The sequence below is a fragment of the Psychrobacter piscatorii genome, from assembly GCF_043641605.1.
Classification (GTDB): domain Bacteria; phylum Pseudomonadota; class Gammaproteobacteria; order Pseudomonadales; family Moraxellaceae; genus Psychrobacter; species Psychrobacter piscatorii_C.
The window spans coordinates 89,881-104,844 of record NZ_JBHZRK010000012.1 but is presented as its reverse complement, the minus strand read 5'-3'; the positions used below and the strand labels follow the sequence as shown (position 1 = coordinate 104,844).

Sequence of the window (14,964 nt, the reverse complement as noted above, 5' to 3'; positions counted from 1 at the left end):
TTAAAGTATTCGATCTGGTGTTCTTTTATGTCAATTATGGCTACGTCTGATGCCAGCATACTTTTTAGAACACCACCTAAATAATTAGGTCAATATATACTTAACGTACAACTGAAATTAGCAACTAAAGTGATAGCTGTCAAATCATTTAATGACTATTCTCTAATGTTTATGATAATGTAATACCTTACAAACATCGGCTAGTTAAGCATGCTGATAAATTCAGATATTGCTTGCTTTTATGGTACCTAGAATTTTTTAATACGTTTTTTTGCAGCTCACTGCACACTGCTCTTGTAAAAATGTATTGAAAGTAAAAATGTTAATAAGGTAAGTAGTTACCTAATACGCTTGAAAAGCATTGACGCCTTATAAGAGTCTAATCAATACAAAAGCACTCTTACTTTTGCATCGTTTGTTCTCAACAAGTGAGTATATATATACAAGGAAGAATAAAATGACAGGGATTGAACTTTATACTAATGGTCATATTGTCAGCGAAGCTGACAGCATGCGCCAAAAGCTAGGTGTTTTAGCAAAACAATATTCTGCAACATCAGCCATCATTATTACAGATGCTGGTATCTCCGAACTAGGCTATGTCGATATCGCCCAGCAATCCTTACAGGAAGCCGGTGTTAATGTCGTTGTGTTCGATAGTGTCGTTGCAGACCCGCCCATTGAAATTGTTGAAAGCGCTATTGATCGTGCAAGAGACAATCAATGTGACTTGATCATTGGCTTAGGTGGCGGAAGCTCTATTGATACAGCGAAGATTGTCGCTTTGTATCCAAATGACTTTCAGTCCGTTAACGATATTTTAGATAGAGATATTAGTGGTTTCAAAAAGCTGCCGCTATTTGCCATACCGACTACTGCTGGTACGGGCGCAGAGTCTACCTTTGTCTCCGTGATTACCTCAAAAGATGGCAGTAAAAAAGCCATTTATACTCCTAAAATCCTACCTGACGTCGCCATTTTAGATGCAACATTAACACTAAAATTACCCCGTCATATCACTGCAGCAACTGCGCTTGATGCCATGGTGCATTGTATTGAAGCCTATACCAGTCGCACTAAAAAGAATCCTATTTCAGATGCACTAGCCCTAAAAGGCTTACAGATGCTTTGGAATAATTTTGAAAAAGTGTTAAACCAAGGTGACGATATTGATGCTCGTGCCGATATGCTGTTAGGTTCCACACTGGCAGGCATCGCCTTCGTCAATGCCTCTGTAGCCGCTGTTCACGGGCTCTCCTACCCTCTTAGTATTAACTTCCACATTCCACATGGACATGCTAATGCACTCGTCATGTGTGGTGTTTTCACATTTAACTTATCAGAAGCTGCTCCTCTATACGCAGAGCTTGCTCGTGCTGTCATGCCTACTCAGACAGCTGGAATGACAGATTTAGACGCAGCGACTTCATTTATTAGTCAACTAAAAATGTTTTTGGAAAACAGTGGTCTTAAATACCGTTTGAGTGAATTGGATATTACAAAGAACGATATTCCTGCCTTAGCCGACATAGTTATCAATACCTATGCACGACTAATCGCGACCAATCCCAAAGATATGACTTTAGAGGAAGTCACTGCAATATATGAAGAAATAGCCTGATAAGAAATATTGTTTAAATAATTTTGTCTATCAATCAAGGAAGATGATTATGTCGAAATATAAAATAGAAGTTGCTGTTGATGGCTTTCACTATTTAGAAGGACCTCGCTGGTATCAAAATGCGCTATGGTTTGTCGATTTCTATACTCAAGGCGTTTATCGAGTTAACAATGAAGGAGTAACAGAGAAAATCATCCATGTTGAACAGCAACCTTCCGGTTTAGGATGGTTGCCTGATGGGCGCTTGCTGGTTGTGTCGATGAAAGACCGCAAAGTCTTACGACTAGAAAATGATGGTAACTTGGTCGTTCACGCTGATATTTGGGAGCATTGCGGTGGTCATGCAAATGACATGGTGGTTTCAGCCAATGGTAATGCTTATGTCGGCAACTTTGGTTTTGATTTGATGGGTGGCGCTGACCATGAAAACACAGGGCTTGTGTTGGTTAAGCCTGATGGAAGCTCACAGGTTGTCGCTGAAGGATTGGCATTTCCAAATGGGATGGTTATCTCTGCAGATCAGAAAACATTGATCGTTAACGAGCTATTTGGTAATAAAGTCACGCAGTTTGATATCAAGGAGGATGGTAGCCTCGGAGAAAAGCGTGACTTTGCTAATTTTGGAGAATTAGGTGATGAGCCAAATCTTGGTCTACGTATAGAAAATGCTAGCATATTACCTGATGGTTTGACCTTGGATGCCGAGGGTGCTGTGTGGATCGCAGATACCATAAATCAGCGAGCGGTACGCATAGCAGAGGGTGGTGAAATTTTAGAAACTATCGATACTGCACCTGATGGTATCTTTGCGGTTACTCTTGGTGGACAAGATGGTAAGACACTATTTATGTGCGCGGCTCCAGACTGGGATGAGGCCTCTCGCAAGGCAGAAACTAAAGGACGTATGTTAGCTGTGCAAGTTAAGGTGGGGCATGCAGGTACGCCATAGTTAAAAAGCATCTCAGAACTGGACTTAAAATAACCCATCTGATATGGGTTATTTTAGTTGATAGCTAGCTACTTTTTTGAAGGTGGTTTTCATGCTAATTATGATAAAGGTGTTATGACTCACTCATTCAAATATAGCTCAGCCATCCCATCAAGCCTAGCCTTTACCTCTTTCCAGTTTGGCATTACTTGCGTTAGTAGCCGCCAGAAATGCTCACTGTGGTTGTGTTCAGCTATATGACACAGCTCATGCAATATCACGTAATCAATGCATTCTTTAGGTGCTTTTACTAAGTGCGGATTGAGTATTAGATTACCTTTCACTGAACAGCTGCCCCACTGCTTCTTCATAACTAACAGTCTGAAAGCTGGCGTACCAGTTACCCACGCTGCTTTAGGTAATACCACCTCTAGGCGTTCTATAAAGATAAGCTTGGCTTTATTTTTATACCATTCATCAATTAGGCTTTTGACGATAGCAGTTCGTTCTTCAATATTTAATGTAGAATCGCTTTGAGACAATTCTATATTTAACTTACCGCGACTAAGCTTCACAGTGCTATGTATTACATTGGCAGTTTCTATATTGGTTATCGCTTTTAACACGTAACGACGACCCAGATAAAACTGGGTTTCGCCGCTAACATAACGTTTGGGTAATACATGATCTTGTTGCTTGGCAAAGTCCTGTAGGCTTTGCCATATCCAGCGCGCACGCTTCATCATCGCACCATAAATCATCTCATCGGTAGCATCGACAGGTGCGGTGGCAACCACACGCTGATCAGGATGTACTTTGATAACCACTTTTCGAGGCTTGGTCTTTTTAGCAATCAGCTTGTCGCTTTCAGGCTTATTTATCTTTTCTTTATCAGTTGCTTCTTTACGCACTATTTCATAATCAATCTTATCTTGACCATAATAAAACACACCATTCTCAGTCATTGCCTACTACCCTATTGCTGCTCTTAGGCTACTTGTCTCTGGAAAGTCCAAGGCGGGTAATCTTTAGTACTTCCTCGATGAGCTGTTGTGCTTTATCGATACCCAAATCCATAAATAACATCGGTAGCAATTTGACACTAATAGCATTTTCGATCTCTGCTGGATTGATAGAGTACTCAGCTGCCGCTGTCTTGACGATCTTATCAATCTCAAAGGCGTAAGCGACTAGCTTGTCGTTATCTAGCTCTTTATCTATCAAGAAATCAGCATCGAATAAATGCTTAAACAAACCAAAGTACGCCTGAGCATGTTTGTTCAATTTACCACTATCATCGACAAACTCATTTGGTACATCGGCGACATCACGGTCTTTGACGGCTTGCTCAAAGTCAGCAAACATCATGTACTGCTTTACTGGTGCATCAAACATGGCTTTAGCATCAGCAATCGCTTGCTTGAGCAATTTAGAAAAATACTCTTGGGCATAAGGATCATCAGCCAGATCCTGCTCAATCATCTTAGTGACACGACCAGTGATTTTATCCGTTTGGTTGCGCGCTTCATCATCGCTTAATTCTTCAGGCTTAACATCCTTACCTAAGTTACCAACTAAGTAAGCACCTTTTGCCTCACGAACCTCAAGTCCAGCGATATGCTTATCAAGTAAGCTACGAATATCTGCTTCATACTCATCATAATCGATGGTTTCATCAGCATCCTCGCGCACTTGCTTACGTAGATTGATAAAGGCTTTTAGATCGGCTTTGTAGCGATCACGCTTGCTATCAAATGATTTGTCTTCAAAGAAAGACGCCGATTGCAACGCAATTTTCATGGCGTTAGAAAATGCGGCTAAAGCTGCATAAAAGTCATCACGCTCTTTGAGCTTGGTATCGACTACTCTACCATCAATGTCCTGCATCTTTGGTGCAAGCACCTGTCTTAACGCTTGCCCATCTTGTTTATTTTTCACCGATGAGAATATCGCCCACAGCTCGCTATGTAGTCTAGGTAACTGCTTGTACTCAGTATCCATCGCGTTATATAGACCTTTGAGGTCATCGATATCAAAGCCACCTTGCGTACGTTCTGCTAAGTCTTGGTATTTTTCAATGGTGATATCCAGCTCTTTTAAGATGCCGCGATAATCAATCAAATAACCAAAGCGTTTTTTCTCATGCAAGCGGTTTACCCGTGCAATCGCCTGAATCAGGTTGTGCTGCTTTAAGGGCTTATCGATATACAGTACGGTGTTTTTTGGCTCATCAAAGCCCGTTAGTAGCTTATCGACAACGATCATAATGTCAGGACCATCATCCTGACTAAAAGCTTCTATAATAGCTTTGGTATATGCCTTTTCATCACCGCCATACTCTTTGGCGACATTATCTTGCCACCAATTCTGGACGATGTCTTTTGACTCTCCATCGACAGTATCATGCCCTTCACGAGTATCAGGTGGTGACATAGCGACCACTGAGGTCACTTTGCCAATCTTATCTAACGCCATTTTATAGCGGATAGCTGAGGCTTTAGAGTCACAGGCCAGTTGACCTTTAAGATGCTGCTGTTTAAAGTTTTGGAAGTGATCAGAGATATCATGAGCGATCAGCTCAATACGACCCTCAACCTGATAAATTTGACCTTTTTGGGAGAACTTACGTTTGAGGTCAGTTTTTTGATCATCGGTAAGCTTTTGGGTGATACGGTCAAACCAAGCATCGATGGCTTGGTCATTGGTATTGAGCTCAGGGATACGCTCTTCATATAAGAGTGGCGTGACGGTTTTGTCTTTGACCGCTTGCTGCATGGTATAAGAGTGAATGATGCTACCGAATTTATTCTCAGTCTTGTCATCCTTAAGCAATGGCGTACCCGTAAAGGCAATAAAAGCAGCGTTTGGCAAGGCTTGCGCCATACGGATATTATTCTCACCATTTTGGCTACGGTGACCTTCATCAACCATGACGATGATGTTTGGGCTATCGTTATAGCATTCATCATACTTAACGGCTGAGCCGAACTTATTAATAATGGAGAAAATAACGCGTTCATTACCATGCCCGATTTGCTGCGCTAAGCGGCGACCAGAGGTTGCCATGGCATCAGTTTTATCTCGATCGGATAATACACCACCAGAAGCAAAGGTTTGACTAAGCTGAGTTTCTAGATCGACACGATCGGTGACAACAATGACGCGGCACTTCGCGAGCTCCTCTAACCAAATAAGCGCCTTGGAGAAGAACACCATGGTGAAAGATTTACCACTGCCTGTGGTATGCCAGATCACACCACCCTCACGACTACCCTTTTCGTCGAAAGTGCTAATACGTTCAATCAAAGCTTTGATACCAAAGACTTGCTGATAACGGGCGATAATTTTGCCCACCTTTTTATCAAACAAGGTAAACATACGCGTCATCTCAAGCAGACGCTGTGGCTGCAAAAGGCTGATGATTAAGCGGTCTTGGTCAGTGACGACTAGATCACCGCCAGCAATCAATGATTTATATTCCTCTTTAATAGAGGTAGGACGATCACCAAACAAGTTCTCAACTTGCTTAGGACTGAGTGCTTGGTTCTTTAAACGATGAAACTCAGGCTCAGAAATTTCTTCTTCAACCCATTTTGCCCAAAACTTCTCAGGCGTACCGCAAGTGGCATACAGACCGTCATTACCGTTAACCGCGAGTAATAACTGGCTATAGGCAAATAGGTTTGGAATAAATTTTGGCTTTTGATTGCGAATATGCTGGGACACCGCTTGAGCATTGGTCGACTGTCCCTCTCTACTCGAATCAGGGCGCTTGGCTTCGATCACTGCCAGCGGTAGACCGTTCACGAAGCAAACGATATCAGGAATGACATTACCTGTGCCCTCAGTATTCTGTACTACCATCTCTTCAGTAACGTGAAAGCTATTATTATCAATATTATTCCAATCTATCAGAGCGACGGTCTGCGAGGTTTTCTTACCATAGATGAACTCAGTCACGGTCACGCCATAGAGCATAGCGTTATAAAGTTTCTCATTGGCGAGCTGCAAGCCTAAGTTCATCGCTGGGTTTAGCTCATGCATGATCTTATCAATGGCGCTGTCTGATACAGGATGCGCCTGACCTTCAAATGTAAAGGTTTGCTTGGCTAAAAACGCACGCATGATGGGCAGTAATACCACTTGGTCAGTGGCTTTGTTTGTAGCCACTTTTGAGCGCATGGCGTTGCATCGACTGGGTAGAATAAACTCGTAGCCCAGTGTAGTGAGTAAAGTTAAAGCAGGAATTTTTGAGCTGAATTCTTCGGCAAAATTGATGCTAGGGCTGGTATCCATACGGTAGCTCGTTATTTATAAGCATTAATAGCTATGCATGAAATGAATTTCATGCATATTTTGAATTTACATCATAGTAGCGTAGGCAAGCTCGATATCCCAAGTGATGAGAGACTGTCATCTGATAACAGATTAAGGTTATCGTATATCCAGTTGACGAAATCAGCTCCTGCTAATACAGTAACATTGTGCAAATCTGCAAAATCATTATTTTTAAAGTCGGCAGTGGTAATCAGAACTTTGTCGATTTGGGAGTAATCATCTTCATTGACCTCATACTCTGCAACTTGCTTTATACCATGATTCCCTGTTGTACCATCATGGTGCTTAACTTGAATAAAAATGCCTTCCTTCTTTTCTGAGAATTCTGAAAAACGTGTCGCAATGACATCGACATCTTGTATGCCCGATTTCTCATTTTTCGCAGGTATACGTGCAGTGTAGTTTTTAGCTTCTAAAATTTCCTTAATAAGGTGTTCAAGACCAATGCCACCAGACTGAAGGTTTATATCTTTATTACTGCGCAGTCTAGATAGTAAATCAACTTTAAAATTCTCAGTGTTTTGCTGTATTTTAAGTTCTTGTTCATTGTTCCATGTATATAGCTTGTCGTTCTTAATCGATTCTATGTGCTTATATAACTCATCCGAAAACTCATTCAAATCACAAACAGTCATGCGTATTTTAAGTCTGTTTTGCAGGGCAGTTGATAAGTTACCTCTAGGGATAAAGTAACCATCCTTATGCTTTAGATATCTGACAGATATTCTATTCTCCCCATACTGAATGCCTTCGGTAACAGGTTGATAACTTTTCTCACCAACTATTTCCGCAACAGCAACTGCTCCAGAAAAAGGAACAATTACATAGTCACCTTGCTTAAGATTAAAATAGCGTTTTATTTGATTGGTTTGTCGTCCTCTACCGATACCTTTGAACCCTTGGTCAATTAAATCTTTGACAGTCTCAAATTGAGAAAAATTAACACTCGCCCAACCATAGCCAATCTGATTATTTTTAATAAGCTTGGGACTTCTGACCATCACAAAGTTGACTTGAGTCATTTACCAATTTCCTTTTAGGTGAGATATAAAAACCAACCATGTTCTATATGTATATTGATATTCAACGATCAATCTACGCTTACTCTCTAATAACTGCTAGGCTACAAGCGCTAATAGCCAGTATGATGAGTAACGCTTAGGCGGGTTGATGCTAGGATCAGTCATACCATTATTGCGTAAGAAGTGTAGAGCTAGTCACGACATTTTTTATAATTTGATGAACTGTCATCCCAATCGGCTTTAATACTCACACTCTTATCAGATAGATATTTATAATTTATTGTGTGTATGACTGGGTCAGCTTCATAATAAAAAGCGCCTATGACATTCAATTCATTCGAAGATATAGGATCTACTTTGATAACGTCGAATCGTTGAGTGCCATTTGAAGAACCTTTGCTATCACTTAAAAATGCTGGCTCACGAATTGCTTTAGGGAGATCGCAGTCTCCCCAAGAGCCTTGGTACTTTTTAGGAACAATACTAGATTTTTTCGAATAGACGTAAGAACCGTTAAACGCCCTTTCAGTAGAAGTGCAATTGCTTAAGTTCTTTAACTGAATTTCATTGGGTGAAAAGCTCGCTTCAACTCGGCAACCTAAGTTTGATTGATAGTCTAGATAACCACTCTCTGGTACTTTAAAAACAACAGTGCTATTGTCTTGGATGGGTTTAGCTTTACTAGCAGTGACAAAGCTAGAGTCGCCAATCATATTAGCAAGGAACAGCTCGTAGTGTTTAGCACCCTCATATTCAAAACTGCTTAGGTGTACTCTTTTATTGGTGCCGCTGACATAGACACCTTCTACTACAGGAGCAGCCATAGCCGTTGAAGATAGTATAAAAAATAGGACTAAAGCTCGTTTTAACATTAAGTGACGCCTTTTTAGATTCGATTTTTTGGATAGTAGTTTAATGATAAAAGGCAACAAAAAACCGCCAAGGTTACGCGTTGCCCGAAGGATAGTAAGCGTGGCGGTTATATTGAGTATGCTTTACATGCGGGCTAATAAGGAAACTGTCTTTAAAAACACTATCACCCTCTATTGAAAGTGCTTTTATCTAAAGAGACTTACTATTGCTCTTAAAATTAGTAAACCAATAGAAAGCACAACTACTAAACCTGATCCAGTAATGACCAACACAATCAACGCGCCCATAAAAAACCCTTTTCTTTAGTCCGAACATAGAATAGATGATCTAGTAGAGAAGAAACATTCTATCAAGCACGATAATTTGGGTTCGTTTGAGTCCAGCCTGTATCTCTGTCCACGCTAGTATCACCGTCACCATCTACCCAAATAACATCTCCATTTGGTAAGACTCTTTCATGAGGTGAAACGTCATGTACATTGTAGTTTTCAATTTGAGTACTGTCGGCGACTGTAGAGCTGTCCGCTGCTGCTAAGCTTTCTGCTCCAGAAGTGTCAACGCCATCTACTGCATCTACTACACCAATGGCGATGGTAGAGACAGCCACAACTTTTGCTAAGCTTCTACCTGACGTTTTCACTTTATCCCAGTCACGCTCAAGCAAACCATCTGCGGTATCAATGGTATCTCCTACAATTTGACCAGCAGCCACTAATAGTTGATTGCCCACGGCTTTTGTTGTTTTTCCTAAGTCTGAAAAGCCTTTGTCACATCGAGCACTATCACTGTCAAAAGCGCCAATACCTACCTCAGCTATACCATCAGCTACATTGCCAAGGATATTTCCCGTATTTCTCATTGAGCCATCAACGGACTCTCCAATTTCTTGAATAAAGTCATTGTTTACGAATTTTCCTGCGGCTTTAACGCTACCGCCAAGCACAAAACCCGCGCCCTCTCCTAAACCCTTCCCTAGATTTTTTAAAAAAGACATGTCGTATTAATCAAATTATGTTTAATAAATGATAATAACAACAACTCACATTTTTTACTAGAGTATATTTGACATTAATAATGTAGTAATAAATTAAGCGGTTAGTAGTATCTATAACGCTTAAGTTCTATCGTTTATCACCACCCGCTTCTTACCCGTCAACAACACCTGCATCAACGCCTTTTTCTCTTGCTCTAAATCGGCAAGCTGTTGTTCCAGCAATTCGATTTCTTTAACGGCATTGGTTAATACAGATACAATTTTCTTCTGTTCATCTAAACTTGGAAGAGGTACTTCTGCTTTGACAAAATCTTTCAAATTTAAGTTCTGACGACCGTCTCCCGTAGACATCGAAACACACCAGTTTATGAAATACTCAGAGTTAAAGTACCAGCTTAAAAAATGTGGATTCAACCTTTCGGTATCAGGTCTAGTATTGAGAGTTGCAAACCCAATGCAGCCATCTAATTCTCTATCTATCACAGCTGAAACACCAACCTCGCCTGTATGAACTGTTACAACATCTCCTTCTCTCAGCTTACGATTTTCATGCTTAGTCGCAAATTCTTCGCATAGACTTAGCATTCTTTCTTTAGTAATGTGGTTGGGTTTTATGTCTGAGTTTCTGATTAAGGGTATACCCTCATCAACATAAGATTTAGTCATAGTAGTAACTAAACCAATAAAAGTCTTACCTAGATTTTTTAAGATTTCTTTTTCCCACTCACCCTCAAACCGTTTACCCTCATCATCAAGCAAACGCTTTTTACCCGTCAGCAATTGCTGCATCAACGCTTTTTTCTGCTGGGTACTATTGTCAATCAAACGCTCGGTGATGCTAATCGCTTTATCCCAAGTCGATAGAATTTTGGCGATTTTTTGTTGTTCTGGGAGAGGTGGTAGAGGAAGTACTAGGTCGCTAATATCACCTAGGTTAATCCTAGGTAACAAGCTAACAATTAACCTCAGAAACTGTTTTTTTGCCAATGAATTATTCAATATATAAGTATAGTAATATTTATCAGCAATTTGTTCATTTAAGATAATCTTTGCAATAGCTGCATTACTATTACAAACCCCTTTTTCTCCAGTGTATACAACTGCTTTACCTAGAGCTGATCCTATTTTGGAAAAAAGGATAGTATCTTTTTCAACATAAGACTTATTTAATAACTTATGGACTTCTTCGGAAATATAGTAAGTATTTGTCCAGTCAATTGAACCCTCGTTAATCATCTCTGACTTCAAAAAAGGTACGCCATCACTTAAGAACGTAATTAATTTCGTAGTAGAGAAACTTCCAAAGTCACGAATTGGCTTACCGTAAACATCTTTGAAGTTAATATAGGACCAGTCTTCTGGGATTTTACCTACTAGCTTATTAGCAAGAACAGAGTTATTGTCCATAACCCAACTCCTTTAAAAACCCTGCCATCTCAGTCTCTAGCGTATCCAATTCAGCTTTTAATTCGAGCCGTTCAGTACGCACCGCATCCAGATCAATCTCCGTCTCTTCCTCAAAGGTATCGACATAGCGTGGAATGTTTAGGTTAAAGTCGTTTTCTGCTATTTCATCAAAGCTCGCTAGATACGCATATTTATCAACGCTTTCCCGCGCTTTATAAGTCTCAATGATCTTAGCAATATTGTCTTCAGTCAGTTGGTTTTGATTTTTACCGGATTTAAACTCATTACTGGCATCGATAAACAGTACCGTGTCATCAGTTTTGTTCTTTTTAAATAGCAGAATAGCGGCTGGAATCCCCGTCCCAAAGAACAGCTTTTCGGGTAAGCCAATTACCGTATCGAGTAAGTTTTCTTCGATAAGTTGCTGACGGATTTTACCTTCACTTGACGCACGGAATAGCACGCCATGCGGCACGACCACACCCATACGGCCAGTCGCAGGCTTGAGCGTTTCAATCATATGACTGATAAAGGCATAGTCGCCCTTAGTCTTAGGCGGTACACCGCGATGGAAGCGACCATAGGCATCGCTGCTGGCATCTTCATGACCCCATTTATCTAGTGAAAACGGTGGATTGGCGGTCACCACATCGAACTGCAATAAGCGCTTGCCGTCTTTATCGAGTAGCAGCGGATTACGGATGGTATCGCCCCACTCGATACGGTGGTTGTCCTCACCGTGTAGGAACATATTCATCTTGGCCAGTGCCCATGTCGAGCCAATGGCTTCTTGGCCGTATAGCGCATACTTCTTGGAATTTGAGTTTTTGCGTACCATCGCCCCGCACTTAATGAGTAGCGACCCTGAACCACAAGCAGGATCACAGATTTCATCACCTTCGACAGGCTCAAGAATAGTCGCCAGTAAATTCGATACTTCTGGTGGCGTATAGAATTCACCAGCCGTTGCCCCACTACTAGCTGCAAAGTGCTTAATCAAAAACTCGTACGCATTACCAATAACATCGAGGCTACCAACACGCTCAACGCTTAGGTTCAGAATCTCTTTGCCAAAGTCTTCTAATAAATGGCGTAGAAGCTCATTCTTTTGTTTTTCTTGACCCAGTTTATCAGTGTTAAAACTGATGTCTTGGAAGACGTTTTTGAGCTTAGTACCGTTGGCTTCCTCGATCGCATGTAGCGCTTCATCAATACGTTGACCGTTGCCTGGCTGATGACGCTGCTCGTATAGATCCCAAAAGCTTGCGCCTTCAGGCAATACAAAACGCTGCTTGGACATCATGGCATGGATCAGTTCGGGGTTGTCGCCAAACTGCTCGACCAGCTTGTTGTATTCATCTCTATAGACGTCTGATAAATACTTTAGGAACAGCATGGTTAAGATAAAGTCTTTATAGGTATCGGCGCTAATGACCCCGCGAAACGTGTCACAGGCATTCCAGACGGCTTTATTGATGTCGTCTTGATTGATTTGGGTAATATGACTAGCAGTACTGTCGGGCATTTGTTATTCCTTAACGCGCTGGAAAATTGCTGGTTATTATAGTGGTGTAATGATAGCAGGGTATATAGTCGATATCTTAAAATGATGGGCTTTTAGTTATTAGAATTTATCAAAGTAGCGGCATTGGAAGTACCAAGCTATCGCCTTGGTTGTTCTTACTCATAGCACACTCATCACTGCATCATTAGTTTACCGAATTTGTCTCTACAATCTCTTCAATATAGTACCGTCTTATTTTTCAGAGTAAACCACTGAGACTATCTAATGACTACTAAGGTTTAATAGTTGATATTTGTTTATATCTCTGTTAGATTTTAACTCGATACATAATGTATCGTTTTATATATAACTGTATTTAAACAATGGCAAACCTTTCAGTGTTTGCACATCACATTGTTATAGCAGTTGTATTAATCGTATTTCATTCATGCTAAGGATAGCTATTATGAACAACCATTCAGTCAGTTCACTCTTATAAGCCAAAACTCTTCAGGTACCGATCAAATAGTATTAACTTGAGCTATAAAGCCATAGTTATGTGTGTTTGATGCTATGAGTACGCCTTGATATCGAGAATAATTCGAGTCGTATATATCGCTGTGAATACGCTAGGCATTAACCCTAATGCTCTATCTACGAAATGATTAGATATCAGTGATCCTTTACGCTATGGCATAAGGTGCTTTTATTTATTCGATATTCATGACGATATTTCACCGTCTAAATATCAACTACTGAGAAGATCCTAGAAATTTTTATCACGTAATAACCAGACTAAATTCTGTTTATCAGAAGCATTATCTTATTCACAAAGTATAATTTTACAGCGTATTTTTCCATGGAAGGGAATTTAAACTATGAGTATTTTTGCAATTTTTTTGTCTTTGTCACTCTTAATATATTTTGCTTATAGGGGAGTTAGCGTATTAGTTTTAGCGCCCCTACTCGCTATCTTAGCTGTTGTTTTAAGTGGTGATAGCAGTCAAACCATGGGGATTTATACTGAAGTATTTATGCAGGGGCTTGGTGGCTTTGCTGTGAAATATTTCCCGCTATTTATCTTAGGTGCGATTTTTGGCAAGTTGATGGAAGACTCTGGTTACGCCTATAGCATCGCACGCAACATCGTGGATAAACTGGGAGACAAACATGCTTTGTTAGCCGTCGTCTTAGCATGTTCAATCTTGACTTATGGAGGTGTATCAGCCTTTGTCGTCACTTTCGCAATATATCCCATTGCTGCCGCCTTATTTAAGCAGACGAACATACCTAAAAGACTGATACCTGGAGCCATCTGCATCGGTGCCCTAACCTTAACCATGACGGCATTGCCAGGCTCACCTGCCATTCATAATGTCATACCGATGCCTTATTTTGAGACCGATGCATTTGCAGCTCCTGGTTTAGGCATTATTGCCTCGATAGTCATGCTAGGCGGAGGTATGTTGTGGATGAATCGCCAAACGCGTATTGCAAGTGCAAATAATGAAGGTTATGGAAATCATACGTTAAATGAAAAAGAGCCTTACTCAGGTATCGACATACCCAATTTTTGGCTCGCATTATCGCCTATTCTCATTGTGATAATAGGCAACTATGCTTTTTCAAAAATTATAATACCGTTATGGAACAACAGTTACTTAGCTGACGAAAAGTTTGGTGGCGTAGCCTTGAGCTCAGTTATTGGTATATGGGCCATTATTTTATCGTTGTTTTTAGCTTGTGTGTTTGTTATTGCTTCGAGTTTCAAAAGAATAGATAATGTGGCAGAAAGTTTAAACAAAGGTGCTACCGGATCTTTACTGCCTATTTTTAATACAGCTTCAGAAGTGGGCTATGGCTCCGTGATTGCAACTCTTGCAGGTTTCGCTATTATCAAACAGTCTCTTATGGGAATTGCGCCTGGCAACCCTCTCATATCAGAAGCCATTATGGTTAACGTTTTAGCAGGTATTACTGGGTCAGCTTCAGGTGGTTTGGGTATAGCGTTAGAAATCATGGGTGCAAGCTATATGCAATTGGCAGAACAATATAATATTGACCCTGAATTAATGCATCGTATTGCTTCTTTGGCTTCCGGCGGTTTGGATTCATTACCACATAATGGGGCAATAATAACAATGCTAACTATTTGTGGTTTGACTCATAGAGAGTCTTATAAAGATATATTTGCGACTGCTGTGGTCATTCCTTTAATTGCTCTTGTCCTAGTGATTATACTCGGTACCCTATTCGGATCTTTTTAGAAAGATGCGA

The 14,964-nt window shown here is 40.6% G+C and carries 10 protein-coding genes; 3 read left to right on the top strand and 7 right to left on the bottom strand.

The window, feature by feature from the left end; translation table 11 throughout:
- Window positions 1-457 precede the first annotated feature (457 nt).
- Both ACHUET_RS11545 and ACHUET_RS11540 read left to right on the top strand, forming a co-directional pair.
- Entirely contained in the window at window positions 458-1,621 is a 1,164-nt protein-coding gene (locus tag ACHUET_RS11545) for an iron-containing alcohol dehydrogenase (protein WP_394212962.1), read from the top strand.
- A gap of 49 nt (window positions 1,622-1,670) precedes the next feature.
- The gene (locus ACHUET_RS11540; protein ID WP_394212960.1) at window positions 1,671-2,570 is read left to right on the top strand and encodes an SMP-30/gluconolactonase/LRE family protein; all 900 of its coding nucleotides are present in this window, start codon (window positions 1,671-1,673) and stop codon (window positions 2,568-2,570) included.
- A 119-nt stretch (window positions 2,571-2,689) separates the two neighbouring features.
- On the opposite strand, the gene ACHUET_RS11535 is transcribed toward ACHUET_RS11540, so the two are convergent.
- The 7 genes from ACHUET_RS11535 to ACHUET_RS11505 all read right to left on the bottom strand — a co-directional run bounded on the left by ACHUET_RS11535 (window position 2,690) and on the right by ACHUET_RS11505 (window position 12,708).
- Window positions 2,690-3,514, bottom strand: coding sequence for a M48 family metallopeptidase (locus tag ACHUET_RS11535; RefSeq protein ID WP_394212958.1), 825 nt, complete (start codon window positions 3,512-3,514; stop codon window positions 2,690-2,692).
- A gap of 28 nt (window positions 3,515-3,542) precedes the next feature.
- The gene (locus ACHUET_RS11530) at window positions 3,543-6,845 is read right to left on the bottom strand and encodes a type I restriction endonuclease subunit R (RefSeq protein ID WP_394212956.1); all 3,303 of its coding nucleotides are present in this window, start codon (window positions 6,843-6,845) and stop codon (window positions 3,543-3,545) included.
- A gap of 71 nt (window positions 6,846-6,916) precedes the next feature.
- A complete protein-coding gene (locus tag ACHUET_RS11525; RefSeq protein WP_394212954.1) occupies window positions 6,917-7,909 on the bottom strand; it encodes a restriction endonuclease in 993 nt (330 codons plus the stop codon).
- Window positions 7,910-8,100: 191 nt separating this feature from the next.
- A complete protein-coding gene (locus ACHUET_RS11520; RefSeq protein WP_394212952.1) occupies window positions 8,101-8,781 on the bottom strand; it encodes a hypothetical protein in 681 nt (226 codons plus the stop codon).
- Window positions 8,782-9,131: 350 nt separating this feature from the next.
- Window positions 9,132-9,776 (bottom strand): hypothetical protein, encoded by a 645-nt coding sequence (locus ACHUET_RS11515; protein ID WP_394212951.1) that lies wholly within the window; start codon window positions 9,774-9,776, stop codon window positions 9,132-9,134.
- Between the two features lie 120 nt (window positions 9,777-9,896).
- Window positions 9,897-11,183, bottom strand: coding sequence for a restriction endonuclease subunit S (locus ACHUET_RS11510; RefSeq protein ID WP_394212949.1), 1,287 nt, complete (start codon window positions 11,181-11,183; stop codon window positions 9,897-9,899).
- Entirely contained in the window at window positions 11,173-12,708 is a 1,536-nt protein-coding gene (locus ACHUET_RS11505; protein WP_394212947.1) for a type I restriction-modification system subunit M, read from the bottom strand. Before ACHUET_RS11505 ends, ACHUET_RS11510 begins: the two co-directional genes overlap by 11 nt.
- 857 nt (window positions 12,709-13,565) lie before the next feature.
- Here ACHUET_RS11505 and ACHUET_RS11500 point away from each other — a divergent pair.
- Window positions 13,566-14,954, top strand: a complete 1,389-nt coding sequence (locus tag ACHUET_RS11500) for a GntP family permease (RefSeq protein ID WP_394212945.1) — start codon at window positions 13,566-13,568, stop codon at window positions 14,952-14,954.
- Window positions 14,955-14,964: the final 10 nt, after the last annotated feature.

Bases quoted from the DNA above. Each gene is read 5' to 3' on its own strand.
- ACHUET_RS11510 (WP_394212949.1), bottom strand. From the start codon at position 11,183: ATGGACAATAACTCTGTTCTTGCTAATAAGCTAGTAGGTAAAATCCCA.
- ACHUET_RS11525 (WP_394212954.1), bottom strand. From the start codon at position 7,909: ATGACTCAAGTCAACTTTGTGATGGTCAGAAGTCCCAAGCTTATTAAA.
- ACHUET_RS11545 (WP_394212962.1), top strand. From the start codon at position 458: ATGACAGGGATTGAACTTTATACTAATGGTCATATTGTCAGCGAAGCT.
- ACHUET_RS11515 (WP_394212951.1), bottom strand. From the start codon at position 9,776: ATGTCTTTTTTAAAAAATCTAGGGAAGGGTTTAGGAGAGGGCGCGGGT.
- ACHUET_RS11505 (WP_394212947.1), bottom strand. From the start codon at position 12,708: ATGCCCGACAGTACTGCTAGTCATATTACCCAAATCAATCAAGACGAC.
- ACHUET_RS11540 (WP_394212960.1), top strand. From the start codon at position 1,671: ATGTCGAAATATAAAATAGAAGTTGCTGTTGATGGCTTTCACTATTTA.
- ACHUET_RS11500 (WP_394212945.1), top strand. From the start codon at position 13,566: ATGAGTATTTTTGCAATTTTTTTGTCTTTGTCACTCTTAATATATTTT.
- ACHUET_RS11520 (WP_394212952.1), bottom strand. From the start codon at position 8,781: ATGTTAAAACGAGCTTTAGTCCTATTTTTTATACTATCTTCAACGGCT.
- ACHUET_RS11535 (WP_394212958.1), bottom strand. From the start codon at position 3,514: ATGACTGAGAATGGTGTGTTTTATTATGGTCAAGATAAGATTGATTAT.
- ACHUET_RS11530 (WP_394212956.1), bottom strand. From the start codon at position 6,845: ATGGATACCAGCCCTAGCATCAATTTTGCCGAAGAATTCAGCTCAAAA.